This is a genomic window from Emticicia sp. BO119, from assembly GCF_013912375.1.
In the GTDB taxonomy this organism is placed as follows: domain Bacteria; phylum Bacteroidota; class Bacteroidia; order Cytophagales; family Spirosomataceae; genus Emticicia.
In genome coordinates this window covers 274279-300249 of sequence record NZ_JACETV010000002.1, presented here as the reverse complement: position 1 = coordinate 300249, position 25971 = coordinate 274279, and the positions used below count along the sequence as shown (strand labels likewise).

Sequence of the window (25971 nt, the reverse complement as noted above, 5' to 3'; positions counted from 1 at the left end):
CTTTTTTAAAGAAGCCTAGCCCGAAAATTTACTGTTTGAGCGTCAGCGAGTTTAAATTTTCTTGATTTTTTTGTTACTTTTTGTATCAAGACAAAAAGTAAGGCTAAGAACAAGCATCAATTGTATAGTTTTTATATAAGTTTAAACAGCCTCAATACTTAAAATGTAACTAAATCAGTTTCAATAAAAGTTATTAAATCACAAATCTACTGTAGCTGATAACATTCTCATTTGAATCAAGTTAGAAGTAACAAATGCAGAAAATAAATCATAACAGGATCATGAAAATCAGATTATTATATTTAATCGTCTTGTTTTGCTGTATGGCCTTTGTTGCCAAGCAAAATCAAACTACCTCTTCTATTGTAAATTATAGTGGATTCCGGCCTACCCAAGAAAAGATATTCAATCCGGAAAGAGGGTTTTATCAACACTTTGATACTAACTCAAAGTATTATTCAAGGCTTAAAGAAAATGTACTTGATACTTTAAAACGAGCCAATATCTCATTAATTTACAGAGGTTTTTATCTGGATGAATTTATTAACTCCCCTATCTCACAGGGTTATCTTGATAATGTACAGGCTGATTTTGATATACTCAGGAAAATTGGCTTGAAAGCGGTCATCAGATTTTCATACACAAAAAATTCAAAGGCAAGCGTACGGGATGCTTCAAAAAGGATGATTATCAGTCATATTCAACAACTGAAACCTCTTTTTGAAAAGAATGTGGACGTAATTTATGTAGTTCAGGCCGGATTCATCGGCACTTATGGCGAATGGCATGCCACAACGCAGGAAGAGTTTGGTATTCCAACAAGAATTGATTCTGAACCAAATTATCCGGCAAGAAGAGAAGTCCTTGATGCTTTATTAGAAGCCCTACCTGCTAGCCGAATGGTTCAGATAAGAACCCCAAGATATAAAACAGGTATGTATGGCAATACGATTATTACTACAGCAAAAGCTTTTAATAAGTCAAATGAATCTCGTATAGGGTTTCATAATGATTGCTTTTTAGCAAGCGATACGGATATAGGCACTTATGTGAAGACAAAAATGAGTACTGAATACAGTTTTTTGGAAAATCAAACAAGATATTTACCGATGGGTGGAGAGACCTGTAAAGTTAATTCACCACGTTCCGATTGCCCTAATGCTTTGGTAGAGTTAAGAAAATTTCATTGGTCATTTTTAAATCTGGACTATCCGATGGAATTAATGAACCAGTGGAAAAGAGGAGATAATTGCTATGACGATATTTTTAATAATCTTGGGTATCGGTTACAGTTAAATTTCATAAGCTATCCCAAAAAGGTATCAAAATCTAAGGCTTTTAAAGTAGAATTAGGTATTGAGAACAAAGGTTTTGCGGCCATGTTCAATGAAAGAAAAGCATATCTGGTTTTCGTAAATACCATAACCAGCAAAGAAGTAATAGTAAAATTGAAAACTGACCCCAGAAAATGGCTGGGGAAGTTTGGTAAAATTGTTGAACAAATCAAGTTACCAAAAGGTATAAATTCTGGTAAGTATCATTTATACCTTTATCTACCAGATATATCACCATCCATTAAAGACAGAGTTGACTATGCGGTTAGGTTTGCTAATGAAGGCATCTGGGATTCAAAAAGAGGATACAATGATTTAGAAGTTGAATTAAATGTAATGAACTGATTTCAACGATCCTGCAATATTCATTTCGAGTAGAATATTTAAAACTTAAATAACAAGGGATTCCTCTAATAGCGAGAAACCCCTTTTCAATTAAGCTATATCGAAAAAATTAACACTTACAAAACTGTTATTATCACCCTTTGATAGCGTGTCAATGCAGGAATGCCTTCGTCTTTTCCTTCAACAATGATATGAATTGTATCTCCGCTATTGAGTGTTGCTGGTAATGCTATTTCTGCCGTTTCATTGGTTTTCTTATTAATTTCCACGGCTTCTTTGGCAGTTCCGGCTTCTTTGTATTGCCAGTAATTAAAATTCACCTTGTTTTTATCGGGGTCTTTGGCGTTGGCTATAATCTGTACTTTAGTACCAGCTTTGGCTTTGATAGCATTTCCGGTTTTAACTGAAACCTTTGGCGCATGGTTGGCACTTTTAAAATCTTTTACACACCAGTCCGCTCGGGAAGCAAAATCCAATTGGATAGGTTCTATCCAGCGGGTTTGAGGATAGGTTAAGTCCATTTTTTGGGTAAACGGATTATAATCAGCCACCTCTTTTCCATCCTCCCAGCGGTTCGGATTATCCGCCGATTGCTTTAATCTACCACCCCAACCACCATAAGATGGATTCTGGATATTACCCAACCCTACATCTATCAGATGCAGATAAGACGGCGAATCTCCCTCTGATATAAAATCATACTTACCAAATGCACCCCATTGTCCGGTTTTTACTTTGCTCAAATCGCCATGTATATGCTCATCATCACCTTCCTGTTTTTGTCCGTCGCCATAGCTATAATACATTTTGGTAAGCGGGCCATGATTATTGATGATTTCATCACCCATAAATTTACCCTCTAATAAATAATGTTGCGATTGTGGAACAGCTCTCTTCCAGGGATATGCAAAGCACCAGAACTGGCTGGCATTATAGAATACCTTCAGGTCTTTCCAGTTTGGGGCAACATATTTTTTATAAGTAGCATCCTGGTCTAAAATGGCGTAAATAATGGCTTTATCACAGACTTTTTTATAAATCTGAGGCCATTGAGGTGTATGCTTATATTGTTCTTCTATTGATTTCAAAGCTCTGGCTATAGTGTTTGTTCCACCCCATACCTGCAAATAGATAGGCTCGGTAGTGGCATCCAACAATTTGTTTTTAATATGTTCTGAGCCTTCAGTTATTTTCTCCATCTCTCCCTCAAAATCAATATTGCCTACTTTTATCAGTTTCCGAAGCGAATTGGCTGTCGGGAAAGATTTATCGTGTAAAATAAGGTTTGGATATACTTTTTCATAAGCTCCGATTAAATCCTGCATCCAGGTAACACCAGGCCAGCGGAGGTCAGTTTTTTCCTTATACAGATTTTTAGTCATGGCCATTTCAGAGACAAATTTAGTGCCTTTACCATCACCTTTGTAGTGCCACATCGAGCTACTGTAAACCAATCCCTCTATTCTGAATTCATTCGCATACAACAACATTCTGATAAATGAATCTACATCATCTATCTCTCCATCAGTCGTTACAATGGTTCGGGGTTTTGATTGTCCGATTGTAGTATTCGCAATGAATATTAATCCAAAAAACAAGAGTAGTATTGAATTGAGTTTTCTTTTCATTTTTTAGTATTTTGTTTCATCTTTAGCATCAATACATTATTTAAACGCCAATTGCGCAAACTCGCTTAAATATAATCTCCATGAGTTCCAATCGTGCGTACCCTCATTCTCTCTATAAGTATATTTAAAACCGACTTCATCATAGAGTTCTTTCATTTTTACAACGCTCGAATACAGGAAATCATCTTTGGCTATGCCTATCCAATATACTTTCGGGTTATTTTTTTGCAACTCCTTCAGTTGTTTCACATGCTCTTCCTTTTTATAGTTGCCGTCTTTGATAAATGTTGAGAATAATCCCATACTCATCACGCCAATATACTTAAATTTATCAGGATTAGCATTGGTAATATTCTGGGTCTGATACCCCCCCATCGAAAAACCAGTTAAGGCACGGTGGTTTGCGTCAGCAATTACGCGATAATTACTCTCAATGTATGGAATCACATCTTTTACTAAACTTTCTTCAAATTTCCCGGAAGCCATCGAATTAATACCGGGTGCTACCTTATTCTGCATGGCGGCCAGACGGTCTAAGGGTGCTGCTGTCGTAACCGGATTCCCATTCGTAATCACTACAATCATTGGTTCAGCTTTATCTGTGGCAATCAGATTATCAATAATATAATTGGCTCTTCCTCTGCTCAGCCACACTTCTTCGTCACCCCCACCTCCATGCAATAAATAGAGAACCGGATAACTTTTTTTATTTTTATCATATCCCGGAGGCGTATAAATAAACATTCTGCGCTCTGTACCTAAAGTAGCAGAATTATACCATACAGCCTTTAAATCACCATGCGGAACAGGCTTCACATCATAAATATCCGCCTGTGCACCAGGCACCATCAATCTGTTCTGAATCCACGCTCCATCGCGCGTTACCATACTGCTGTTGGGGTCAAGGGTAGGAATGCCATCTAAAATAAACTCATATTCATACATATCAGAAGGTAAAGGCCCTATTTTTATCTCATATACAGAGTCAACCTTTGTCATAGGAATCATATTCTTAAATGATTTCGGCCATGTACCTGATAATTGCACCGAATTGGCATTCGGGGCTTTTAAACGAAAGATAACTGAATTATCCGGCAGTACTTCCGGTGAAACAATCTTACTCGGGCGACGTTGCGCTTGTATGAGTAATGGTAACAACAAAAGATTTAGCGCATAAAGAATCCCTTTTTTATTTATTAAAAAGAAAATGGCTTTTTTCATTTTTTGATTGTTTTATAATTTTTTAAATAAATGCTTTGACTTATTTTTGATATGCGAAAATAAAAGCAAAAAATCATTTGTCAAATATTTTCGTTTATTTTCTTTTTATTTCTTTTATTTTCTTTTAGTTTTGCTTCAAGAAAATGAATATTAAATAGTAAATTAGCATCTCATTCCATTTAACATTCATTTGTAAACCATGCTACCCAATCAGCGGAGAGATAGAATTTTAGAATTATTGCGTGAAGATGGCTCGGCCAAAGTAGCCGATCTGGCGCGCCTTTTTAAAGTAACAGAAGTAACCATCCGGCAGGATTTAGAAAAATTAGAGGCCGAAGATTTAATAATCAAAGAGCATGGCGGAGCCTACCTGAAAAACGTAGAAGACCAGGTTCGGAGTTTTTCACTGGTACATCAGGATAACCTCGATAAAAAGGAAGTAATTGCGCAGAAATGCTTAGAGTTTATCGAAACGGGTGATACAATTATTCTCGATTCAGGTAGTACCACAACCGAAATTGCCAAAAAGATAAAGACCTCAGGCATTAAAAACCTGACTGTCATCACCAATGCCCTCAACATAGCCCTGATGCTTGGCACAGAACCGAGCATTGAAGTAATTATGACAGGAGGAGAATTTAAACCCCCTACCCTTTCATTAACCGGACAAAAAGCGGCTGATTTCTTTAAAGGCTTAAATGTGCAGAAACTATTTTTAGCCACAGCAGGCATCTCACTGAAATCAGGTTTAACTTATCCGAGTATCAGTGATTTAGTGGTAAAAAAAGCAATGATTGATGCCGCTGAAGTAACCTATCTGGTAGCTGACAGTACAAAAATCGGTAAGAGTGCTTTGGCAAGTCTTGGTGCGTTGGGACTGATAGATTATATAATTACCGATGCCGGTATAGAAGAGAAACACAAGGACGTGTTCAGGGAAAACGAAATTGAAGTAATCATAGCATAAAGCTTACCAACCGCCGCAGATACACTACGACAATGACCTACTTCTGTGCGCTTAAAAATAAGAAAAATGAGTATTGGAATTATTATCGGAAACAGAGATTTTTTTCCGGATAGTTTAGTAGAAAAAGCAAGAACCGAAATCATTGATGTTTTTGCCAAACTGAATCTTAAACCTATCCTGTTAGACAGTAACGACACCAAGCTTGGGGGAGTAGAAACGTTTAAGGAAGCACAGAAATGTGCTGAATTATTCAAAGCTCATCGGGAGGAACTGATGGGAATACTGGTATTGCTACCCAATTTTGGTGACGAAAAAGGTGTAGCTGATACACTCAAATTAGCCGATCTGAATGTACCGGTGCTGATACAGGCATACCCCGATGAACTCAGTAAAATGAATGTAGTGAACCGCCGGGATTCATGGTGTGGCAAGATTTCGGTTTGCAATAATCTGTATCAATATGGTATCAAATATACCTTAACGAGCCAACATGTGAGTTCGCCTGCAAGCGAAAATTTTCAGAGAGATTTGCTGGATTTTACAGCGGTTTGCCGGGTAGTAAAAGGGTTAAAAAATGTGCGAATCGGAGCAATCGGGGCAAGACCTGGAGCATTTAACACGGTTCGGTATTCAGAGAAAATCCTTCAGAGAAACGGCATCTCGGTAACAACTTTTGACCTGTCTGAAATCTTAGGCAGAGCTAATAAATTAGCTACTGACGATACCAAAGTAATACAACATTTAGAATCAATCAATGCTTATGCGCCTAAAGGCCGAACGCCTAACGAAGCCATGTTACAGATTGCACGATTGGATGTGGTTCTGAAAGAAATTATGGAAGAGAATGTCCTCGATGCTACAGCTATTCAATGCTGGACATCGCTGCAACAAAACTATGGCTGTAATGTCTGTACAAGCATGAGTATAATGTCAGAAAATATGCTACCAAGTGCCTGCGAAGTGGATGTGACAGGTACGCTTTCAATGTATGTCATGCAATTGGCATCAGGCTCGCCAAGTGCCTTGGTAGACTGGAATAATAACTATGCCGATGATGAAAACAAATGTGTCTTGTTCCATTGCGGCAACTGGGCGAAGTCGTTCCTGCCGGATATTCAAATCAGTAATGCACCAATTTTAGGTACTACCGTTGGTGTAGAAAATACATACGGGGCATTAGACGGCCGCACCCCTGCCATGCCACTTACTTACGGGCGCATCAGCACAGATGACCCAAAGGGTATCATTAGAGCCTACATAGGTGAAGGCGAGCTGACTAACGACCCGCTCAATACTTTCGGGAATCGTGCAGTAGCACAAATCCCTGATTTACAAGGCCTTATGAAATATGTTTGCAGAAACGGCTTCGAGCACCATGTAGTAATGAATGCCTCAAAAACTGCCAATATTCTGGAAGAGGCATTGGGTAATTATATGGGTTGGGAGATTTATAAGCATTGAAGAAGGAGACATAGTGATTAATTTTCTACCAATAAACGTTCTTTAAATAATGCAGATTTGTTGGTAGAGACAGGGCAATGCCCTGTCTCTACTCAGACATATCTTTAGGTTTATTATACCTAATCAGGTAATTTAAGAACGTTTATTTTTTGAATTTTATAAATGTCTTTCCGAAAACCAAAGAAAAATGGAACTCAAAGCATTACAAGAAAAATCAAAACTATACAGAAGAAACATTCTGAAATATATCTATAATGCCAAAGCAGGGCATACGGGTGGGAGTTTATCGGTCATTGATATTCTTAATGTCTTATATAACAGAATCATGAATGTTTCGCCTGAAAACTTTGATTCCAATCTACGAGACAGATATATCCAGAGCAAAGGACATTGTGTAGAAGCGCTTTATGTAGTGCTGGCAGATAAAGGCTTTTTTGCAGAAGAAGATTTATTAACATTGTGTAAATACCAGTCGCCTTATATTGGCCATCCTACCAAAAAAATCAAAGGGATAGAGCAAAATACAGGAGGTTTAGGGCATGGTTTATCTATCTGCTGTGGCAATGCCTTAGCTGCTAAAAAAGATAAATCCGGTGTAAGAGTTTTTACTGTTTTAGGTGATGGAGAAATGGCTGAAGGATCTAACTGGGAGGCATTTATGTTTGCCGCCCATTATAAATTAGATAATCTTTGCGCCATATTGGATTACAACAAATTACAGATTACCGCCCCCAATGCCGATGTAATGGGTCTTGAGCCTTTGGATAAAAAATTAGAAGCCTTCGGCTGGGTAGTAAAACATGTAGATGGCAATGATGTAGAAGCATTGACACAGACCTTAGAAGGCCTCCCATTTGAACCTGACAAACCATCATTTGTAATTGCACATACAACCAAAGGTAAAGGCATCAGCTATATGGAAAATATATTGAAATGGCATCATGGCGTACCAAGTGCCGAGCAATACGAAGCGGCTTTACTGGAACTAAATTAAGAGACTGAATCAAGAACACAGATTTGAAAAAAGCTACAAATCTGTATTGTATTGAAACGATGAATTTTACAATTAATAAAGCGAATCTTGAGGTTTTCTCAGAAACATTACAGTCTCTGGCTCAACAGGATAAAGATATTTATGTAGTAACGAGCGATTCGCGTGGCTCGGGTAAGTTAGTACCTTACGGACAGTGTTTCCCTGAACAGATTGTAGAGGTAGGGATTGCTGAACAAAATCTGGTTGGTGTCGCCACGGGGCTTGCAAGTATGGGCAAAAAAGCCTTTGCAGTTTCTCCGGCTTGTTTTCTTACGGCAAGGGCATTAGAGCAGATTAAAAACGATGTCTGTTATTCTGATAACGCCGTTAAACTCATTGGTATTTCGGCAGGCGTAAGTTATGGAGCATTGGGCAGTACTCACCATAGCCTGCATGATTATGCAGTGCTTCGCGCCATCAATAATATTACGATTGTTGCACCTGCTGACAATTATGAGACCGAAGAGGCCATCAGGCAAGCCGCTGAAATGACAAGCCCTGTGTATATCCGGTTCGGCAAGAAAAATATGCCTGATTCATTGAGTGGTGTATTAGAAAAAAATAGTGCATTTAAAATTGGTAAAGGTCGCATCATTCAGGAGGGAACAGATTTAACATTTATAGCCACTGGCGAAGCAGTGTTGCCATGTGTACAGGCGGCAGAAGTACTGGCACAAGAACATGGAATTTCGTGTACCGTTGTAAGTATGCACACCGTCAAGCCTTTGGATAGCACTTTGATCATGCATATTGCCGCCAACGGAAAGCCAATTATCACAGTAGAAGAACATTCAGTTTATGGGGGCTTAGGCGAGGCAGTTGGTTCTTTGCTGCTACAAAACGGTTTTCACAATCAATTCAAAATTGTGGGTCTACCTGATGACCATACAGTTTCGGGTTCACAGGTAGAGATTTTTGAGCATTATGGTATATCAAAGAAAGGATTAAGCGATACAGTGTTAACATGGATAAAAAACTAAGTTGATGCGAAGATTAAAAGGTATATTTTTATTAGCTATCTGGCTTTTTTTGAGTAAAGAACCTGCTTTCTCTCAACAAAAAATTGAGCAATGGAATCGGTTTGAATTAAAGTTGCCCAATAGTTCAGATAAAAATAACTTTTCGGATAATCTGCTGTCCGCAACTTTTACCCATAAAGATACTTCCATCATTATCTCTGGCTTTTATGATGGCAATAACCAATACGTTATCCGTTTCATGCCTGAAAAAACGGGTATCTGGAAATACAGCACCAATAGTCCGCTTACTACCTTAAACAATAAAAGAGGTGAATTTGAGTGCATTAAAGCGGTTTCAAATAATCACGGCGTTGTCCGGGTTTCGCAAATTTATCATTTCAAATATGCCGATAGCACAGCTTATTTTCCTTTCGGAACAACTGCCTATGCCTGGACGCACATGGCAGAAGGTGTTCAACAACAAACCTTAAAATCCTTGCAGAATGCAGGGTTTAATAAAATCAGGATGTGTGTGTTCCCTAAAAATTATGAGTTGGTCAAAGAAGAACCGCCAATTTATCCTTATATAATAAAAGAAGTAAAAAAAGATGCGAAAGGGAATGAAGTAAAAGTCTGGGATTTCAATCAATTTAACCCTGTCTTTTTCCAGCACTTAGAAAAACGGATTGATGACTTGCGCACATTAGGCATTGAAGCAGATTTAATTCTTTTTCACCCTTATGATAAAGGAAGATGGGGTTTTGATGAAATACCTATGGCGGCAAATCTGAATTATATTAAATATTTAGTGGCTCGTCTGGCGTCTTTTCGTAATGTCTGGTGGTCATTGGCGAATGAATACGATTATGTAAAAAGTAAGACTGATAAAGACTGGGAAGCCTTAATCAAAGCAGTTGTTAAAGCCGACCCTTATCATCATTTATGTTCTATTCATGGTAGCACAGCCAAATACTTTGATTACCGGATGCCGGAAATCACTCATACTTCCATTCAGGATGAATCGCCTGTTATCAACTGGGGAGGATCAGCCATCGTCCGAAGCATTTATCCAAAGCCCATCATTTTTGATGAGGTAGGTTATGAAGGCAATCTAAAATCCCGATGGGGAAGATACAGCGGTGAGGAAATGAATCATCTGATCTGGATGGGATTGATTGGGGGTACTTACGTTACGCATGGAGAATCTTTTATGTTTAAAGACCACCGGGATACCATCTTCTGGGCAAAAGGCGGAAAATTCGCAGGCAAAAGCTGGAAAAGAGCTGCCTTTGCAAGAAAAATACTAACAGAAACCGGACCATTAGAAATGGCTGATGTCAGTCGGGATTTTAAGACTGCCACCAACGGGAAAGGCACGTATCTTATTTACTTCGGAAAAGAAATGCTTGAATATTGGTCTTTTGATTTACCCCATAAGAACGCCAATTCTGAACGACCGAAATCCGGTACTAAATATAAAGTAGAAATTATTGATACATGGGATATGACCGTAACAAAAGTCAATACAGTTTTTGAAGGAGCAGAAGTGAACGATTACCGGATTGCCGACAAAGAAAACCGGAAAATAAGACTGCCCTTAAAACCCTATATCGCCTTGAGAATTATTGAAACAACCCCTGACTGATATGAAACGCCGAATCATTAGTTTTTTGATACTATCACTGGTCTGCTACGCTTCCTTTGCACAAAAACCAAGAGTATTTGTACTGACAGATATTGAAAATGAGCCAGATGATGCCATGTCTTATGTACGATTCCTGACTTATGCCAACCAGTTTGATATTGAGGGTCTGATAGCTACCACCTCCTGCTGGCAACGCACCAAGACTGCCGAATGGCGTTTGCATGAAATTACAGATGCCTATGGAAAAGTAAGGGATAATCTGGAAATACATGAAAAGGGCTATCCTACTGAAGCCTATATGCACGCTATCATCAAAAAAGGTTTACCTGTTTTTGGTAAAGAGGGCTTAGGCGAAGGCAAAGACTCCGAAGGTTCAGACTGGTTGGTACAAAGTATGCTTAAAAACGATACCCGCCCTTTATACATCCAGGCATGGGGCGGAACAAATGTATTGGCACAGGCACTCTATAAATTACAAAAGACGCAGAAGCCAGCAGATGTTACCCGGATTGTGAAGAAATTGCGTGTCTATACTATTTCTGATCAGGACGATACTGGACCGTGGATTCGTAAGAACTTCCCTGATTTATTTTATATCGTAAGTCCGGGTTATGAAGAAAACGGCGGCGGACAATACCACTATGCTACTTGGTCGGGCATTTCGGGAGATATTTTTCATGGAAGATTCACTGGTGCAGATACTACTATTGTTCGTAATAAATATTTAGACCAGCACGTCCGTCAGAATCACGGAGCGTTAGGTGAAAAATATCCCCAGATTTCTTTTCTGATGGAAGGAGACAGTCCATCATTTATGGGTTTAATCAACAATGGTTTAAATGACCCTGAACATCCTGATTATGGTAGTTGGGGAGGTCGGTACGAATTGTATATCCCGCAGTTCAAAAAGTATATGTATGAACCAGAAACCCGCCCTATCTGGACAGATACACAGGATGAGGTGTATAGCGACATTACCAAAGCCTATCATACCAGCAACCAGGCCACTATCTGGCGATGGAGGAAAGCCTTTCAGAATGATTTCTTCGCCCGTATGGACTGGTGTGTAGCCAAAACCTATAAAGAAGCCAATCACCCTCCGGTAATATCATTAAGTCATGGGAATACCATTACAGTGAAATCAGGAGCAAATGTAGTGTTATCTGGCAAAGCAACTGACCCGGATAATAATGAAGTAAATTATAACTGGTTCTTTTACAAAGAAGTAGGCAGCCTGACTGCCAGCAGATTTGTACTAAAAAACCCTGCCAGTCAGGAAATCAGTTTTACAGCCCCCAAAGTAACCGAACCCAAAACCATGCACTTTATATTAGAAGTTACCGACAACGGCACTCCTAACCTGACACGTTATCAAAGAGTAATTGTCAACGTTATCCCTTGAAACCTATGAAGAAAATCCTTTTTTTATTCTTACTACTCAACTTAATAAGCGTCTCCTGTCACGAAAAACAAGATGACAAACCTAAAATAGCGGTCGTTATTTCCACTCTTAATAATCCCTGGTTTGTGGTTTTAGCCGAATCAGCGGCCGAAAATGCCCGGAAATTAGGCTATGATGCCAAGATTTTCGATTCGCAGAATAACCCGGCTACTGAATCAGACAATTTTGAAAACCTGATTTCATCGGGCTTTGATGCCATTCTCTTTAACCCGACTGATGCCGATGGTTCTATTGTCAATGTACTAAAAGCCAAAGAAGTGGGTATTCCGGTTTTTTGTATGGACAGAGAAATCAATGCTGACAATGCCGCTACGAGCCAGATTCTCTCTGATAATTATTCGGGTTGTGTAGAAATAGGCGTGACGTTTGTAAAAGCCCTGAATGAAAAAGGGAATTACGCTGAAATAATTGGTCTGGTTGGTGATAATAATACTTGGGCGAGGTCAGGTGGATTTCATTCAGTAGTAGATAAATTCCCGAATCTGAAAATGATAGCCCAGCAAAGTGGCGATTTCGACCGCAACAAGGCAATGGAAGTACTGGAAACCATCATGCAGGCACACCCTGATATTGATGCTGTTTTTTGTGGTAACGATGCGATGGCAATGGGAGCTTATCAGGCTTTACAATCGGCAGGCAAAGCAGATAAAGTAAAGGTATTCGGCTTTGATGGGGCATCGGATGTAATTGAAAAAATAAAAGAAAAGAAAATAGTGGCAACAGGTATGCAGTACCCGAAAGTAATGGCAAAAACCGCTGCACAGTATGCCGATGAATATTTTAAGGGCAAGCGGGATTTCCCGCAAAGAGTGCCTGTAGAAGTAGAATTGGTAACCATTGCCAACGCTGGCAGCTATCAATAATAAACGAGCATCATGAAAAAAGGTATATCCATCGTAATCCTGCTTATTCTTGGCTATAACTCCGTCTATTTCAGCAAGCTAAGTGAAGTAAGAAATCAAAAGCAAAGCAGTTTTAATTTCAATGCTTTTGCTGACTCCCTATATTATCAGGGGATTCTCACAAGTGCTCGTTCGGTTGAACTTTCAAAATTACTGGCATTGGTTCAATCGAATCCTGATTCGGCATTTAAGGCTTATGGTAACCGGTTAGGAATTGGAAACTCAGCCTATTTTATGGTAAAAGGCAAGGGGAAAGTGATACAAAAACAGGCAAACGGGTTAAAAGTGGCTACCGAAAATAATAACATACTTACTATAGACACAAAATACATCTTCGGCAATGCCATCAGAGACGCTTCGGGCTTAGTCAAACTAACCGACTTTAAGACCAATGCCGATTTCAACAAACTCTCGGAAGCATTGAATATGATTATCAGAGAAAAGGCAATTCCAGAAGATTTAAAAAATATCAGCGTAGGCGATGAAATAATAGTAAGCGGGGCAACCAAATTAAGCAAAATACCAGAAAAATCGACGATAGTAAGCATTTTGCCAATCAAAATTTCAAAAACAGAATAATATCTTACATTGTTAAAAACTATTAACATATCTAAGTCTTTTCCGGGAGTAAAGGCGTTGAATGAGGTGAATCTGACTTTTTACCCATCAAAAGTCAATGCTATTCTGGGTGAAAACGGAGCAGGTAAGTCTACGCTTCTGAAGATACTTACAGGAGTTTATACTGATTATGAAGGAGAAATTGTATTAAATGAAAAAACTGTCAGATTTAAAAACATCAAAGATGCTCAAAAAGCAGGAATCGCCATCATTCATCAGGAATTAAACCTGATTCCTGCGCTGAACATTGTTGAAAACCTGTTTCTGGGTAAGGAAATCCATAATAGCTGGGGCTTGTTGGATACCTTTAAAATGACACAGATAACCAAAGATCTGCTTCATAAATTAGAACTCAATATCTCTCCTACTACCTTAGTAGAAAACCTGAAAGTAGGCGAGCAACAACTCGTAGAAATTGCCAAAGCCTTATTGGCTGATGCCCAGGTAATTCTGATGGACGAGCCGACATCGGCACTCAGCGATAAAGAAATTGAAAACCTGCACCGCATCATTGCAGACCTCAAAAAAGAGGGTAAAACCATTGTCTACATTTCTCATAAAATGGACGAACTGTTCAGAATTGCAGACACTTATATGGTTATGCGGGATGGTAACAGCATTGATGCAGGTGAAATAAGCCAGACTACCGAACAGGATTTAATCAGGAAAATGGTAGGCCGCGAGGTATTGATTCAGAAAAAACAAGTGAGTAATAATGATAAAAATACAATACTGAGCATTAACAATCTCACCTTATCTCATCACATACTAAAAAACCAGAATTTGCTTGATAATATCTCTTTTGACCTCAAAGAGGGCGAAATCTTGGGTATTTTCGGTTTGATGGGTGCAGGTAGAACCGAATTACTCCAGACCATTTTTGGAGTAAACCCGGCTAAAAGTAAAGGCACTGTTTCTATTAACAACCAGGTAGTAAGCATAAAAGCCCCCAAAGATGCGATCAAACATGGAATGGCATTTGTAACCGAAGACCGGAAAACCGAAGGTCTGGTATTGGGCATGAACGTTGCCTCAAATATCAGCCTGACATCCTTACCGGAAAACAGTCTTTTAAACGAAAAATCTGAACAGAGGCTTGCTAAAGAATATATTTCTGCTTTAGCTATTAAAACGCCTTCTGCGCAACAACTATGCGTGAATCTTAGTGGAGGTAACCAACAAAAGGTGGTCTTGGCTAAATGGCTGGCAACGAGTCCGGGAATTCTTATGTTAGATGAACCTACCAGAGGAATTGACATTAATGCCAAAAACGAAATATACGAAATTATTAAAAAACTGGCAGGAGAAGGCAAAAGTATTATCTTGGTATCGTCAGAAATCCCTGAATTATTAGCTTTAGCCGATAGAATACTGGTTATGGCAGAAGGGAAAATCAAAGCTGAATTTCCGGCAGATGAAGCCAATGAAGATAAACTGTTGAAAGCCGCTATTTAAAGACCTCTCCCTAACCTGTTTACTCAAAATAGATGAATAAAGAATTATTAAAAAAATCACAGTCTTTAATCGCACTTTTTGTGTTGTGTCTGGCAATCAGCCTATTATCAGATAAATTTCTGACTGCCAATAATTTATGGAATGTACTACGGCAAATCTCCGTAAATGTCTGCATTTCAGTGGGAATGACATTGGTAGTACTGACCGCAGGTATTGATTTATCGGTAGGTTCTGTCTTGGCTTTTACTTCTGCCGTTTGCGCCGGATTACTCAAAAACGGTATTGCCCTTGAGTCTTTCGATTTATTCATTGGGTTCACTACCTTAGGGGGTATCCTGGCAGCACTACTTATTGGCTTACTGATTGGTATTTTTAATGGGTGGGTCATTACCCGGTTCTCCCTCCCTCCTTTCGTAGTTACATTGGCCATGCTTACCATTGCTCGTGGAGCCACCATGCTTTTTACTCAAGGCATGCCTATTTCAAATTTAGGAGAAAATTTTGAGTTTATTGGTTCAGGTTGGTTCATTGGTATTCCTGTGCCCGTCTGGATTTCTCTGATTGTGGTTTTAGTGGGTGTGTTTATCAGTAAAAGAACTACTTTCGGAAGATACATCTATGCCATTGGGGGTAACGAGAAAGCAGCCTTTCTTTCTGGCATTAACATTAATTCAATCAAACTGGCAGTCTACGGTATTGCAGGAATTATGGCTGCTATAGGGGGCATTCTGGTCAGTTCTCGCCTTAATTCTGCGCAACCCAATGCTGGTACAAGTTATGAGTTAGACTCAATTGCTGCTGTAGTAATCGGTGGCACTTCTCTTTCAGGTGGTATAGGCTCTATTACAGGTACTGTAATCGGAGCAATTGTTATAGGGGTTTTAAATAACGGTTTAGTCCTTCTTAATGTATCGCCATTCTGGCAACAGGTCGTTAAAGGCTTAGTAATTTTATTAGCAGTTATTATCGACCAGAAGAGCAAAAAGAAATAAATCACTAATTGCATTCATCATTATAAATTTCAACCTTACCAATGTTTGTTCTTGCCATAGACCAGGGTACAAGTAGCACCAAATCTATTGTTTTTGATAACGAGGGCAATCCCATCGCCAAGGGGCATACCGATTTGCATACCGATTACTTCGACAATGGCTTTGTAGAACAAAACCCTGAAGAAATTTATCAGAATGTTTTAGATTCAGTGTATTTATGTCTGTCAGATTTTGTAGCCAAAGGATTCAGCGTTTCTGCTATTGCTTCCTGTGGCATTAGTAACCAGCGAGAAACTTTTATACTATGGGATAAATCAGGCACCGCTCTTACCCCTGCTATAGTATGGGCTTGTAAGCGTTCTATTGATATTTGCCAAAGACTAAAAGGTCAGAATCAGGAGCCTTTCATTAAAGAAAAAACCGGATTAATTATTGACCCATACTTTTCGGGTACTAAATTGCTCTGGCTGATTGAAAATGATAATACTCTGAAAGAAAAATTAGAAAATAGAGAAGTATATTTTGGCACAATTGATTGCTGGCTGCTGTTTAAACTTACCGGAGGAAAATCTTTTAAAACCGATTATACAAATGCCCACCGAACACTCCTGTTTAATATTAATACCCTAAACTGGGACGAGGAAATTCTAAAAAAATGGGGATTAGAAAAATTAAACCTGCCGGAAGTTTGCCCCTCCTCTTATGAGTTTGGTGAGTGGACTCTGGATTTTAAAATAGAGGATTTTCAAAATTCATCATTAAAAATAAATTCACTTATTGGTGATTCTCATGCTGCTACCTTTGGCGAAGGCTGTTTTGAACAAGGCACAGCCAAAGTAACTTTAGGCACAGGTAGTTCAATCATGATGAATATTGGTGATAGACCCGTTATCTCATCAAATGGTATGCTGACCACTATTTGCTGGAGTATAGAAAACCGGGTTGATTATGCGCTTGAGGGGGCCATTATAGCTTGTGGCTCAACGATTGAATGGTTGAAAAACGAACTTAATCTTTTTGAGCATGTATCAGAAACTGAAGCAATGGCTAATGCCGTCCCAGATAACGCAGGTGTATATCTGATACCTGCATTTAGTGGACTGGGCGGCCCACATTGGCAAATGAACCGCAGGGCATCTATTGAAGGCATGACTTTCGGTACAACTAAAAACCATATTGTAAGAGCAGCCTTAGAAAGCATCCCCTACCAGATAAAGGATGTAATTAACTCCATGAGTCAGGATACAGGCGCATCATTACAAGTGATTTCTGTCAATGGTGGTATTGCGCGAAATCAGTTTGTGATTCGCTTCTTGGTTGATTTATTAGGCATTCCACTCAAAAAACAGGCAAATGCTGACATTTCAGCATTAGGTGCTGCTTACCTTGCGGGCTTGAAAAGCGGCGTGTACAAAAACATTGAACAATTAAAAAAACTCAATCAGATAAAGACCGAAACAATAAAACCTGACTTATCAGATACTGCCGTGCGTTCGGCCTATATAGGTTGGCAGAAATGGATAGCCTCTCATTAAAAGAGAATTTACTTCTCAAAAATTACTGTCAATCCTGCCAGAAAATAATTACTCAACTCATAACTAAATATCCTCAACTCATTCGCGAGGATATTTCTCCGGTTTTGAAAGCCGATAATTTTGAACAAAAATCAAAATTATATAGCTATGAGAACACTTTTCGTAATTGTTTTTTCTTTTTTTATATCAAAGGGTTATAGCCAGAATTCTCTTTTAACTCAAATCAAATCATCTACCCAAAGCTCTTACCCACGTTATGGGGTCGATATAAATGGTGCCTATTATTTTGTAGCAAATATGGCTACCTCTAACGATTACGGCTTCTGGAAATCAGACGGCACAAATGGCGGAACTTACAAAATTATTACTGCTACGGGAGTCACTCCTCAACCTGATATCCGGAGTAAGGAATGTATTATACCTTTTGGTAACAAGGCTCTTCTGCTTGCCTCCGATTATCATAATAACTTAAACTTTGAACTATGGGTAACAGACGGAACACCATCAGGCACTTTTTTACTAAAAGATATTAATCCGAATACTAAATCTGATATTAAAAATATTAAAGTGGTCTCTATTGGTGGAGTATTCAAAGCATTTTTTAGTGCAAACAATGGTACACTTGGAGAAGAACTCTGGGTAACTGATGGCACACCTGATGGCACTAAACTGGTTAAGGATATTAATACAAATTCATCGGGTTCAATGCCTGCAAACTTTGAACAATTTCAGGACAAAGTGCTTTTCTCAGCCATAGATGCAACACATGGTCGTGAGCTATGGATAACTGATGGCACCGACGCAGGAACTCAATTAGTAAAAGATATCAATCCAGGTAACAGCAGTTCTTTTATTAGCACCAGTAAAATAGTAGTCAATAATTATGCCGCTTATATGAATCTAAATGATGGTAGTGTAGCGAATAGTACTGTGCTGATACAAACAGGAGGCACTTATAATAGCACTAATTCATTTGGTAATAGTTTTTTAAACCCCAGTAACTTGACCCTCTTTGACGGAAAAGTTTATTTCACAATTAATCCTACTTACAGCGGAAACCTTTTCTATCTCGGAGATAATGTTATGCCTACAGGCGTCAATAATAGTTTTACTTATTATTCCTGGACAGCAGAAAATCTGACCGTTTCAAATAATAAATTATACTTTTTAGTTAATAACACCGGCACCGGACAAACAGATTTGGGAGTGATTGAGTCGCCGGTAGATTCAGAAATTGCACATCTGGTATATGTAACAGGGGCAAGTATTGACCCGTTTCCTGTTAATCCTGAAAAAAGAAAGTTAATACCCATACCTAATGGAAATATTTATTTCTTTACAGGGCAGCAATCTTCAAATATAAGACTCTGGACTTCAAACGGGACACAGCAAGGAACAAAAGCTATAATCAATTTATGGAACGGAGACTATTCCTATATCAGAGCTTTCAATAATAAATTGTTTTTCATAACCGATAGCAATAATGGAGAACATAAGTGTTATATAACAGACAATGGCAGTGATGCGGTTGAGGTAAAAGACCTTACTCCTACGCTGAACATCGACAACGTGTATCCCTTAATGCAATCCGGTGATTGGTTTTACTTCTCTGCTTATAATCCGGCAACCGGATACGAGCTTTATAAATCAAATGGAGAGACCAACACATTTGTAAAAGACATTGATGCTACTTATACCAGTAATACTAACAATTTTTCGAAGACTGTGGCTAATTCAAATGGTTTGTTTTTTACCGCTGATGACGGGAAAAACGGATTAGAACTCTGGAGAACAAATGGTAAACAGGGCGGTACAGGCTTATTTGCCAATCTTGCATCTTATCCAATGCCAGAGACAACCATTGCAGAAGAAGACGCTTTTGAATATTATAATTACTCATCAAAATTCTGGGATTTATATGAGTTTAATGACCAGATTTATATTATGACATTTGAAGGAGTATGGGTAACTGATGGAGTTAATGCACCTGTAGAACTCTACTCCAGCCCAAGGCTTAAGCAATCAGGTTATACTAATAAATTTGAATCATTCAACGGATTGGTTTATTTCAATGTCGTGAATGAATTATGGCAAACCGGAGGAAGTCCTGAAAGCACTGTAAAAGCAGGAGTTGTGGATAATACCAGACCTAATGATTCTTATTTTATCAGAGGGTTAAGCACTGTAAACAACAAGTTGTGTTTTCTCGGGTATTCGACCATGTATGGCGATGAACTATTTCAATATAGCAATGGAAACATTACTTTGGTGAAAGATGTTATACCAGGGCAGAATACCTATATCTATAATTCAGAATCAGAGGTGGTAGGCAATAGTTATTATTATACCAAGTTTAGTTCTGCCGGAGGGTGTAAATTATATGTAACGGATGGCACTGAAGCCAATACAAGGCTCTTACATTCTTTTGGAACAACAGGAGCCTGCCCGAGTTACCTTACAAATTTTAAAGATTCGCTCTTGGTTTTTCAGGCTTACGACCCCCAAAACGGATATGAACTCTGGAAATCAGACGGAACAGAAGCCGGCACTAATCTAATAAAGGATATTTATCCTGGTACGGGCTCAAGTTCGCCTATAAATCATACAAATAAACTTAAATATGCTGTATTTGAAAATAACGTCTATTTCCTTGCTACTACAACAAATAATGTCAGGCAATTATTTAAATCTGATCTGACACCTGAAGGCACCATTCCTATTTCTGACATTAGTAATATATATGCTTATGCTGCCAGAGGAGGTGTATATTTTGCTGATGGTGGTTCAGATGTAGAACCTGCAAAAATCGAGTCTACTCCTACATCTAAGAGACAATTAGCTAACATTGTACCTAATGGGCATTCACTGCCACAATATTTTGTCGGGCACAATGGCCTCATATTTATGCGAATAACACTCCCAAACGGCATACACCAGATTCATGTTTTTAGAGATTGTAAAAATAACGCAGAATTGGCCGGAGACATTCATTATCTATACAATCAAGCCTATGATACCATCAAGAGTAGTAATACAATTATAAGCAATCAGTCTTATACAATGATAGCAGGAAAATCTATTGAACTGACGCCTGGCTTTGTAGCCGATAGTAATTCGGTTTTTGAAGCTAAAATAGAAGCCTGTGTATATGATACAACAGCCAATTAATGCCTGTAAAAGAAGACTACATCTCATAATTAATGCCCTGTGAGTAGTTACCTACAGGGCATTATTGCTTTAAGAATAATAATAAACAAGCTTTATATTACGCTAATTAATTTGCATCATCATTTTAGTACAATATTTTTTCTCTAAGGTTTTTGTATAATTTTTTGAAAAATAAGCAATACATTTCCAGACAGGTTCGAAAAGCGAAAATATTCCTGGTAAACTCATCTCACTGATTGAAAGAATGATTGAGGTATTTCTTATAAAATTCTTCTTGTAGTGGCCATCTGCGGCAAGACCAAATCCAATCATAATCGACTTTTCAAAACCTTCGTGGCCGGGTGTAGTTTCAGACCTGAATTTAATAGCTTTTTCTCCAGGGTTAAAAAAACAGTGGGGTGTTCCGGGAAGTAAACTAAACGATTCTCCGGGTTGCAGTATATGAATCTCCTTCTTTCTGCCAACCATTAAACCTAATTCTCCTTCAATAGCCGTAAATATCTCTGTATATGTTTTGTGGTAGTGAAGTCTGTTACCCCCTCCTGCTTGTAAAACATTCTCAATTATGGTTATTTTTTCTTCAGATTCACAGGCAAATTGTATAAATGTTGCTTCATTATGCATTTCCGGATTAATAAATTTTCTTTTCATCTTGTTTAATTTTTATGTTAAGAATTTATCAGATTTTGGCTTTTTAGACCCCAAAAATCTTTAAAAAAAGACCGTCTCAAAATATATTGAGACGGCTCTGGCTTATGGATCATCTATATTTATTGCTGTGAAGCTAATAAATGCGTTTAATTATTATACTAATTCTTCTACGGTCGTTGCTTCTGCGCAATATTTTTTCACTAAGGCTTTTTCATAATCTTTCGAAAAATAAGCGATACACTTTAGCACAGGCTCAAAAATAGAAAATACTCCAGGAATATTCATATCGCTAATGCAAAGGAGCACTGCCATATTCCTTAGAAAATTCTTTTTTAAAAGTCCATTTTCAATCAGACTATAACCAATCATAATTGCTTTTTCAAAACCCTCGTGTCCTGGAGCAATCTCGACTTTGAATCTGATCTGTTTTTGACCAGGATTAAAAAAGCAATGAAGCATATTGGCTGGTACAGTAAATGACTGGCCGGGTTCTAAAATCAGTATTTCCTTTTTCTTACCAATTTTTACGCCTAATTCTCCTTCGATGGCTGTAAATGTCTCCGAATAAGTCTTATGATAGTGAAGGTCATTCCCTCCCCCCACTTGTAATATAATATCTATTTCAGTTAACTCCCCGCCGGTTTCAAATGCAAATTTTGTAAATGTAGCTTCATCCTGTATTTCAGGATTAATGAATTTTCTTTTCATGGTTTCTTGATTTTGTGTTAATATTTTATTCGAAATTCGGAATTCCCATCATAAGAAAACAGGTCTTTCAGTTCAGCCGGCATAAGACCTGAATGGATTGAGGAAGACTCCGCTGAATTGAATGAACCCGCTAATTATCAGTCAATTAAAAACACATACCGCAATCTTTGTTGATGCCAAAGCGTAGAGAATCAGCATTTACCCCTTTGCAATAATTACATATATTTAACTAAAACGGACACAACCATAAATACTTCAATTGGTACATCGAAAATCTCAATACAGCCGGAACAGATAGCTCAGCCCGGAAAAAAGTTTGAATTTTGAATCATCAAAACAAATAAACCAGTCATTTAAACTGATATACAAAAATGAAAAAGCTATTCATGTCCGTTACCATTGTTGCAACTATGTTTGCATGTAGTAAATCAAAAGAAGACCCTACGCCAGCACCGTTGAGTTGTTATGAAAGAACCACAAAAGATTATCTGACCGCCTACGAAATCTTTGCGCAAGACCCCACTAATCTGAGTAAATGCAGAGACGTAGTAAATGCAGCACGAAAAGTAATCGAATGTCCTGGGATACCTGCCGAAGAACGCAAACAATTTGAAGAAGCTGTTAAAAATGCCTGTCAATAATACAGCCAATGTATGCATAATTTAGAGATTCAGAGAAGCCCCGGACCACAAGTTTGTGTTTCTCTGAATATATTTTTATTCAAAACAATTCATACACGTTTTTCCTCAATTCATACACATTTTTCCTGATACCATCTGAGCTAAGCGTCTGATTTTCAGTGCAATTATTTAATTTTCGGATGAAAAGGAATAATTGTTAATTTTGCTAAAAAGCAATTGAAGAAAACGCTTACATTTCTCGCCTTGGTTCTTCTTTCTTTACAGCCTGTGGCTGTAAAGGGGCAATATACTTTTACACGCTATACTCCGGCCTCCGGCCTTCTTACCTACCAGACCAATACTGTCGTTCAAGACAATGAAGGATTTATATGGATAGGCTCAACTAATGGTCTTCAACGTTTTGATGGAAAAGAGTATAAGTCTTTTCAGATGACTAATAGCCAATTGCCCTCTAATCCGGTCTGGCAATTATTGATAGATAAAAAAAATAACCTGTGGGTACTTTTAGCAAGCGGGAAAGTTGGCATTTTCGACACCAAAAAATTCCTCTTTAATGAAGTAAAAACGCATTTCCATAAAGGTGTTTCTCCCAATACTTATATTAAACGGCTTATAACCGACCAGTCGGGTAATTTGTTTTATCTGATGGGTGGAAGTGAGGTGACAACTTACAATCCTCAAGCCAATGAGTTTTCTTACCTGCACAATTTTATACCCTTTAAGGTTAAATGGGGTATAGTAGATTTTGTTCATCAACCACATACCAGCAAATATTGGGTGAGCCTCAGCAATGGCGGGTTGGCTGTCTATAATCTGCAAACAAAGCGTTGGAATGACCCGGAGCATAATCCTGATCACGAAATTCTAATAGACCAGTTAAATCAGAAAGATATATATGACCGATTGTTTTTTGATAGCAAAAAACGCTTCTGGTACACCCGGCCAGGTATTTCCCCAACAATCGGCTGTTATGATATAGCGCATCAACAACCTATTCTTACACATTATTCGTTCAATAATGTTTTAAAAGGGAATTATGACATTTTTGGTTTTAACGAACAATCTAACGGTACTATCTGGGTAAAAGGGCAACTCGTTTTAGCTGCATTTCAGGAAGATATACATCAATTTCAGTTGATCCCGAATGGGTTCACAAGCGAAAAAAGTATTGCCTACGAGCGGGTACGTACTATTTATGAAGATCGTGAAAATAACCTTTGGGTAACTACTAATAACAATGGCGTTTTCCGCTTTAATCCATCACAGGAATTTTTTACCAATGTGCAGCATTTAAACCCAAAGTCTGGGCTTCGTGGTACAGGTCGCGTACACGCTTTCATACCAACACGTGCACAAACATTGCTCGTAGGCACCTGGGGAGATGGGCTTTTTGAATATGACAAAAATCTGAAACCCCTGCCATTAAGTATAAAGGGATTACCCCGGAATGGTAATTTTAACGCGTGGGCTATGTGTGCCTCAGCTGACAGCAATACAATCTGGATTGGTACAGACGGGGGAATATATGCCTTAAATCAGCAAACAAAATCTTGCAAATGGTTACATTGGAATGAATTGACAAACGAACCGGTAAAGCATATTACTGAAGATCAGAATGGTGAGCTCTGGATAGGCACAGAAACTAAGGGTATTTTCAGAATATCACCACATAACAATTTCAGAATCAGCTCCTTTGATGCCATTCCGCAATTTTCTATTAATAAGCTCCTACCCGACTCTAAAGGAAATATATGGGTAGCAACCCCCGAAAACGGTGCATATGAGTTTAACCCGACCACTGGTAAAATATTACGTCGGCTCACTCTTGAGAATAAACTAATACCAGAAAGAGGAGTTGCAGGTTTCCTGCAATGCAATGATTCATTGATGGTTATTCTTACAGCTACTCGTGTGGTATGCCACAATATGATGCTGAATCGTTCCCGTACTATAGGGCTACCCGGCAGAATTTCAGGCTTTAATGCGAATATAGAGAAAGATGCAAACGGATACCTGTGGATAACAAGCACAAATGGTCTATACAAATTGAATCTGCCTAAAACTATTTTTAGTTCTTTTAATCGTACTGATGGACTCGATAATGAAAACTTTACACAGTCTGCCTCTTACCATTTACCCGACGGAAGGCTTCTTTTTGGCACAGTCAATCAGTTTGTTGCATTTAACCCGACACATATTCATTCTAATACTACACCACCTGAAGTCAAGATTACAGACTTTAAGGTTCTGAATAAATCGTTGCCCGTTGATTCTCTGCTTCAATTAAAAGAAATTGAACTCGAACATAACCAGAACTCTATACTGATTCGCTTTTCAACACTATTATATAACAGTGCCTACATTATTAAATACAAACTTAAAGAAATTGATGAGGATTGGCGGATTGCTGAAAATGAAGCTATTTATAACTATTTGCCACCGGGGCGTTATCATTTTATACTCAAAACTGTAGATGAAGAAGGGAATGAATCTAACCAAACTACCCAATTGACAATTAAGATATACCCGCCATTCTATCAGAGGTGGTGGTTCTATATAACTATGCTGGTTTTAGCCGCCTCCATCATTTTCTGGTTAGATAATGAACGAATGAAACGTAAAGACGCCCTTGTAAAAATGCGAAATACCATTGCTGATAGCCTCTATCAGGATGTCAGTACTGTATTGAATAATATCAATGTATTGAGTGAAATTGCCAGAATAAAAACCGACACAGATTCCTTAAAGTCTAAGGAATTTATTGAGCAGATTCATGACAAAAGTGGTAGTATGATTGAGGCAATGGATGATATGCTATGGAGTATTAACCCGGCTAACGATAGTATGCAAAAAGTAGTAGAGCGTCTGCAAGAGTTTATAGAGGGACTTAATCTGGAAAATGACACAAATATTTCGCTTGAAGTAGAAGAAAAAGTAAAGGTATTACAACCGGATATGAAGGTACGCCATGAATTGCTTATATTATTTAAAGAATGTATCCAGTATCTGGTTTATACCGAGGCGCAAATCCATAAAATCAGATTAAAAGTCATGCTATCTGTTTTAGATTTTTCAATTGATTTTTTTAGCAGCAATTTAAATCGGCAATCTATTAAGTATGTTTTTGAAAGCAAAGAATTCATACAGAAGTTAGATAGCTTAAAAGCCCATCTTGATGTCGGGCATCAGGATAAAAATTCGGTAGTTCATATTAAGATCGCATTGTAACATTTCAATCCTGACTTT

General features: G+C 38.3%; 19 protein-coding genes. 15 read left to right on the top strand and 4 right to left on the bottom strand.

Annotation, left to right across the window (positions count from 1 at the left end; all coding sequences use genetic code 11):
* Window positions 1-281: 281 nt before the first annotated feature.
* Entirely contained in the window at window positions 282-1679 is a 1398-nt protein-coding gene (locus H1R81_RS08270) for a DUF4832 domain-containing protein (protein WP_181840235.1), read from the top strand.
* 116 nt (window positions 1680-1795) lie between these two features.
* Here the strand turns inward: H1R81_RS08270 and H1R81_RS08265 are convergent, their stop codons facing one another.
* Window positions 1796-3307 (bottom strand): DUF1593 domain-containing protein, encoded by a 1512-nt coding sequence (locus H1R81_RS08265; RefSeq protein WP_181840234.1) that lies wholly within the window; start codon window positions 3305-3307, stop codon window positions 1796-1798.
* A gap of 36 nt (window positions 3308-3343) precedes the next feature.
* On the bottom strand, window positions 3344-4528 hold the full coding sequence (locus H1R81_RS08260) for an esterase (protein WP_181840233.1): 1185 nt from the start codon (window positions 4526-4528) through the stop codon (window positions 3344-3346).
* A 199-nt stretch (window positions 4529-4727) separates the two neighbouring features.
* Between H1R81_RS08260 and H1R81_RS08255 the strand changes: the two genes are divergently transcribed.
* From H1R81_RS08255 to H1R81_RS08200, 12 genes are all read left to right on the top strand, one after another.
* Window positions 4728-5495, top strand: a complete 768-nt coding sequence (locus H1R81_RS08255; RefSeq protein ID WP_181840232.1) for a DeoR/GlpR family DNA-binding transcription regulator — start codon at window positions 4728-4730, stop codon at window positions 5493-5495.
* 66 nt (window positions 5496-5561) lie between these two features.
* On the top strand, window positions 5562-6956 hold the full coding sequence (locus tag H1R81_RS08250; RefSeq protein ID WP_181840231.1) for an L-fucose/L-arabinose isomerase family protein: 1395 nt from the start codon (window positions 5562-5564) through the stop codon (window positions 6954-6956).
* Between the two features lie 187 nt (window positions 6957-7143).
* The gene (locus tag H1R81_RS08245; RefSeq protein ID WP_181840230.1) at window positions 7144-7950 is read left to right on the top strand and encodes a transketolase; all 807 of its coding nucleotides are present in this window, start codon (window positions 7144-7146) and stop codon (window positions 7948-7950) included.
* 59 nt (window positions 7951-8009) lie between these two features.
* A complete protein-coding gene (locus H1R81_RS08240; protein WP_181840229.1) occupies window positions 8010-8969 on the top strand; it encodes a transketolase family protein in 960 nt (319 codons plus the stop codon).
* A 4-nt stretch (window positions 8970-8973) separates the two neighbouring features.
* Window positions 8974-10593 carry a DUF5060 domain-containing protein gene (locus H1R81_RS08235; protein WP_181840228.1) on the top strand — a complete coding sequence of 540 codons (1620 nt, stop codon included), beginning with the start codon at window positions 8974-8976 and terminating at the stop codon, window positions 10591-10593.
* A 1-nt stretch (window position 10594) separates the two neighbouring features.
* Window positions 10595-11995: a DUF1593 domain-containing protein gene (locus tag H1R81_RS08230; protein WP_181840227.1), complete on the top strand. Its 1401-nt coding sequence runs from the start codon at window positions 10595-10597 to the stop codon at window positions 11993-11995.
* Window positions 11996-12000: 5 nt separating this feature from the next.
* Window positions 12001-12918 carry a D-ribose ABC transporter substrate-binding protein gene (locus H1R81_RS08225; RefSeq protein ID WP_181840226.1) on the top strand — a complete coding sequence of 306 codons (918 nt, stop codon included), beginning with the start codon at window positions 12001-12003 and terminating at the stop codon, window positions 12916-12918.
* A 12-nt stretch (window positions 12919-12930) separates the two neighbouring features.
* Window positions 12931-13536 carry a DUF2291 family protein gene (locus tag H1R81_RS08220; protein WP_181840225.1) on the top strand — a complete coding sequence of 202 codons (606 nt, stop codon included), beginning with the start codon at window positions 12931-12933 and terminating at the stop codon, window positions 13534-13536.
* A 9-nt stretch (window positions 13537-13545) separates the two neighbouring features.
* Window positions 13546-15030: a sugar ABC transporter ATP-binding protein gene (locus tag H1R81_RS08215; RefSeq protein ID WP_181840224.1), complete on the top strand. Its 1485-nt coding sequence runs from the start codon at window positions 13546-13548 to the stop codon at window positions 15028-15030.
* Between the two features lie 32 nt (window positions 15031-15062).
* Window positions 15063-16022, top strand: coding sequence for an ABC transporter permease (locus H1R81_RS08210; protein WP_181840223.1), 960 nt, complete (start codon window positions 15063-15065; stop codon window positions 16020-16022).
* Window positions 16023-16063: 41 nt separating this feature from the next.
* Complete coding sequence (locus H1R81_RS08205; protein ID WP_181840222.1) at window positions 16064-17557, top strand: glycerol kinase GlpK; 1494 nt, start codon at window positions 16064-16066, stop codon at window positions 17555-17557.
* Between the two features lie 147 nt (window positions 17558-17704).
* Complete coding sequence (locus H1R81_RS08200) at window positions 17705-20725, top strand: ELWxxDGT repeat protein (RefSeq protein WP_181840221.1); 3021 nt, start codon at window positions 17705-17707, stop codon at window positions 20723-20725.
* A 102-nt stretch (window positions 20726-20827) separates the two neighbouring features.
* Here the strand turns inward: H1R81_RS08200 and H1R81_RS08195 are convergent, their stop codons facing one another.
* Together H1R81_RS08195 and H1R81_RS08190 are read right to left on the bottom strand one after the other, a co-directional pair.
* Window positions 20828-21376 (bottom strand): cupin domain-containing protein, encoded by a 549-nt coding sequence (locus H1R81_RS08195; RefSeq protein WP_181840220.1) that lies wholly within the window; start codon window positions 21374-21376, stop codon window positions 20828-20830.
* Between the two features lie 153 nt (window positions 21377-21529).
* Window positions 21530-22084, bottom strand: coding sequence for a cupin domain-containing protein (locus tag H1R81_RS08190; RefSeq protein WP_181840219.1), 555 nt, complete (start codon window positions 22082-22084; stop codon window positions 21530-21532).
* 371 nt (window positions 22085-22455) lie between these two features.
* On the opposite strand from H1R81_RS08190, the gene H1R81_RS08185 reads away from it, so the two are divergent.
* Window positions 22456-22725 (top strand): hypothetical protein, encoded by a 270-nt coding sequence (locus H1R81_RS08185; protein ID WP_181840218.1) that lies wholly within the window; start codon window positions 22456-22458, stop codon window positions 22723-22725.
* 216 nt (window positions 22726-22941) lie between these two features.
* Complete coding sequence (locus H1R81_RS08180; RefSeq protein ID WP_181840217.1) at window positions 22942-25953, top strand: two-component regulator propeller domain-containing protein; 3012 nt, start codon at window positions 22942-22944, stop codon at window positions 25951-25953.
* The last annotated feature ends 18 nt before the right edge of the window (window positions 25954-25971 follow it).

Bases quoted from the DNA above. Each gene is read 5' to 3' on its own strand.
- H1R81_RS08270 (WP_181840235.1), top strand. From the start codon at position 282: ATGAAAATCAGATTATTATATTTAATCGTCTTGTTTTGCTGTATGGCC.
- H1R81_RS08265 (WP_181840234.1), bottom strand. From the start codon at position 3,307: ATGAAAAGAAAACTCAATTCAATACTACTCTTGTTTTTTGGATTAATA.
- H1R81_RS08260 (WP_181840233.1), bottom strand. From the start codon at position 4,528: ATGAAAAAAGCCATTTTCTTTTTAATAAATAAAAAAGGGATTCTTTAT.
- H1R81_RS08255 (WP_181840232.1), top strand. From the start codon at position 4,728: ATGCTACCCAATCAGCGGAGAGATAGAATTTTAGAATTATTGCGTGAA.
- H1R81_RS08250 (WP_181840231.1), top strand. From the start codon at position 5,562: ATGAGTATTGGAATTATTATCGGAAACAGAGATTTTTTTCCGGATAGT.
- H1R81_RS08245 (WP_181840230.1), top strand. From the start codon at position 7,144: ATGGAACTCAAAGCATTACAAGAAAAATCAAAACTATACAGAAGAAAC.
- H1R81_RS08240 (WP_181840229.1), top strand. From the start codon at position 8,010: ATGAATTTTACAATTAATAAAGCGAATCTTGAGGTTTTCTCAGAAACA.
- H1R81_RS08235 (WP_181840228.1), top strand. From the start codon at position 8,974: ATGCGAAGATTAAAAGGTATATTTTTATTAGCTATCTGGCTTTTTTTG.
- H1R81_RS08230 (WP_181840227.1), top strand. From the start codon at position 10,595: ATGAAACGCCGAATCATTAGTTTTTTGATACTATCACTGGTCTGCTAC.
- H1R81_RS08225 (WP_181840226.1), top strand. From the start codon at position 12,001: ATGAAGAAAATCCTTTTTTTATTCTTACTACTCAACTTAATAAGCGTC.
- H1R81_RS08220 (WP_181840225.1), top strand. From the start codon at position 12,931: ATGAAAAAAGGTATATCCATCGTAATCCTGCTTATTCTTGGCTATAAC.
- H1R81_RS08210 (WP_181840223.1), top strand. From the start codon at position 15,063: ATGAATAAAGAATTATTAAAAAAATCACAGTCTTTAATCGCACTTTTT.
- H1R81_RS08205 (WP_181840222.1), top strand. From the start codon at position 16,064: ATGTTTGTTCTTGCCATAGACCAGGGTACAAGTAGCACCAAATCTATT.
- H1R81_RS08200 (WP_181840221.1), top strand. From the start codon at position 17,705: ATGAGAACACTTTTCGTAATTGTTTTTTCTTTTTTTATATCAAAGGGT.
- H1R81_RS08195 (WP_181840220.1), bottom strand. From the start codon at position 21,376: ATGAAAAGAAAATTTATTAATCCGGAAATGCATAATGAAGCAACATTT.
- H1R81_RS08190 (WP_181840219.1), bottom strand. From the start codon at position 22,084: ATGAAAAGAAAATTCATTAATCCTGAAATACAGGATGAAGCTACATTT.
- H1R81_RS08185 (WP_181840218.1), top strand. From the start codon at position 22,456: ATGAAAAAGCTATTCATGTCCGTTACCATTGTTGCAACTATGTTTGCA.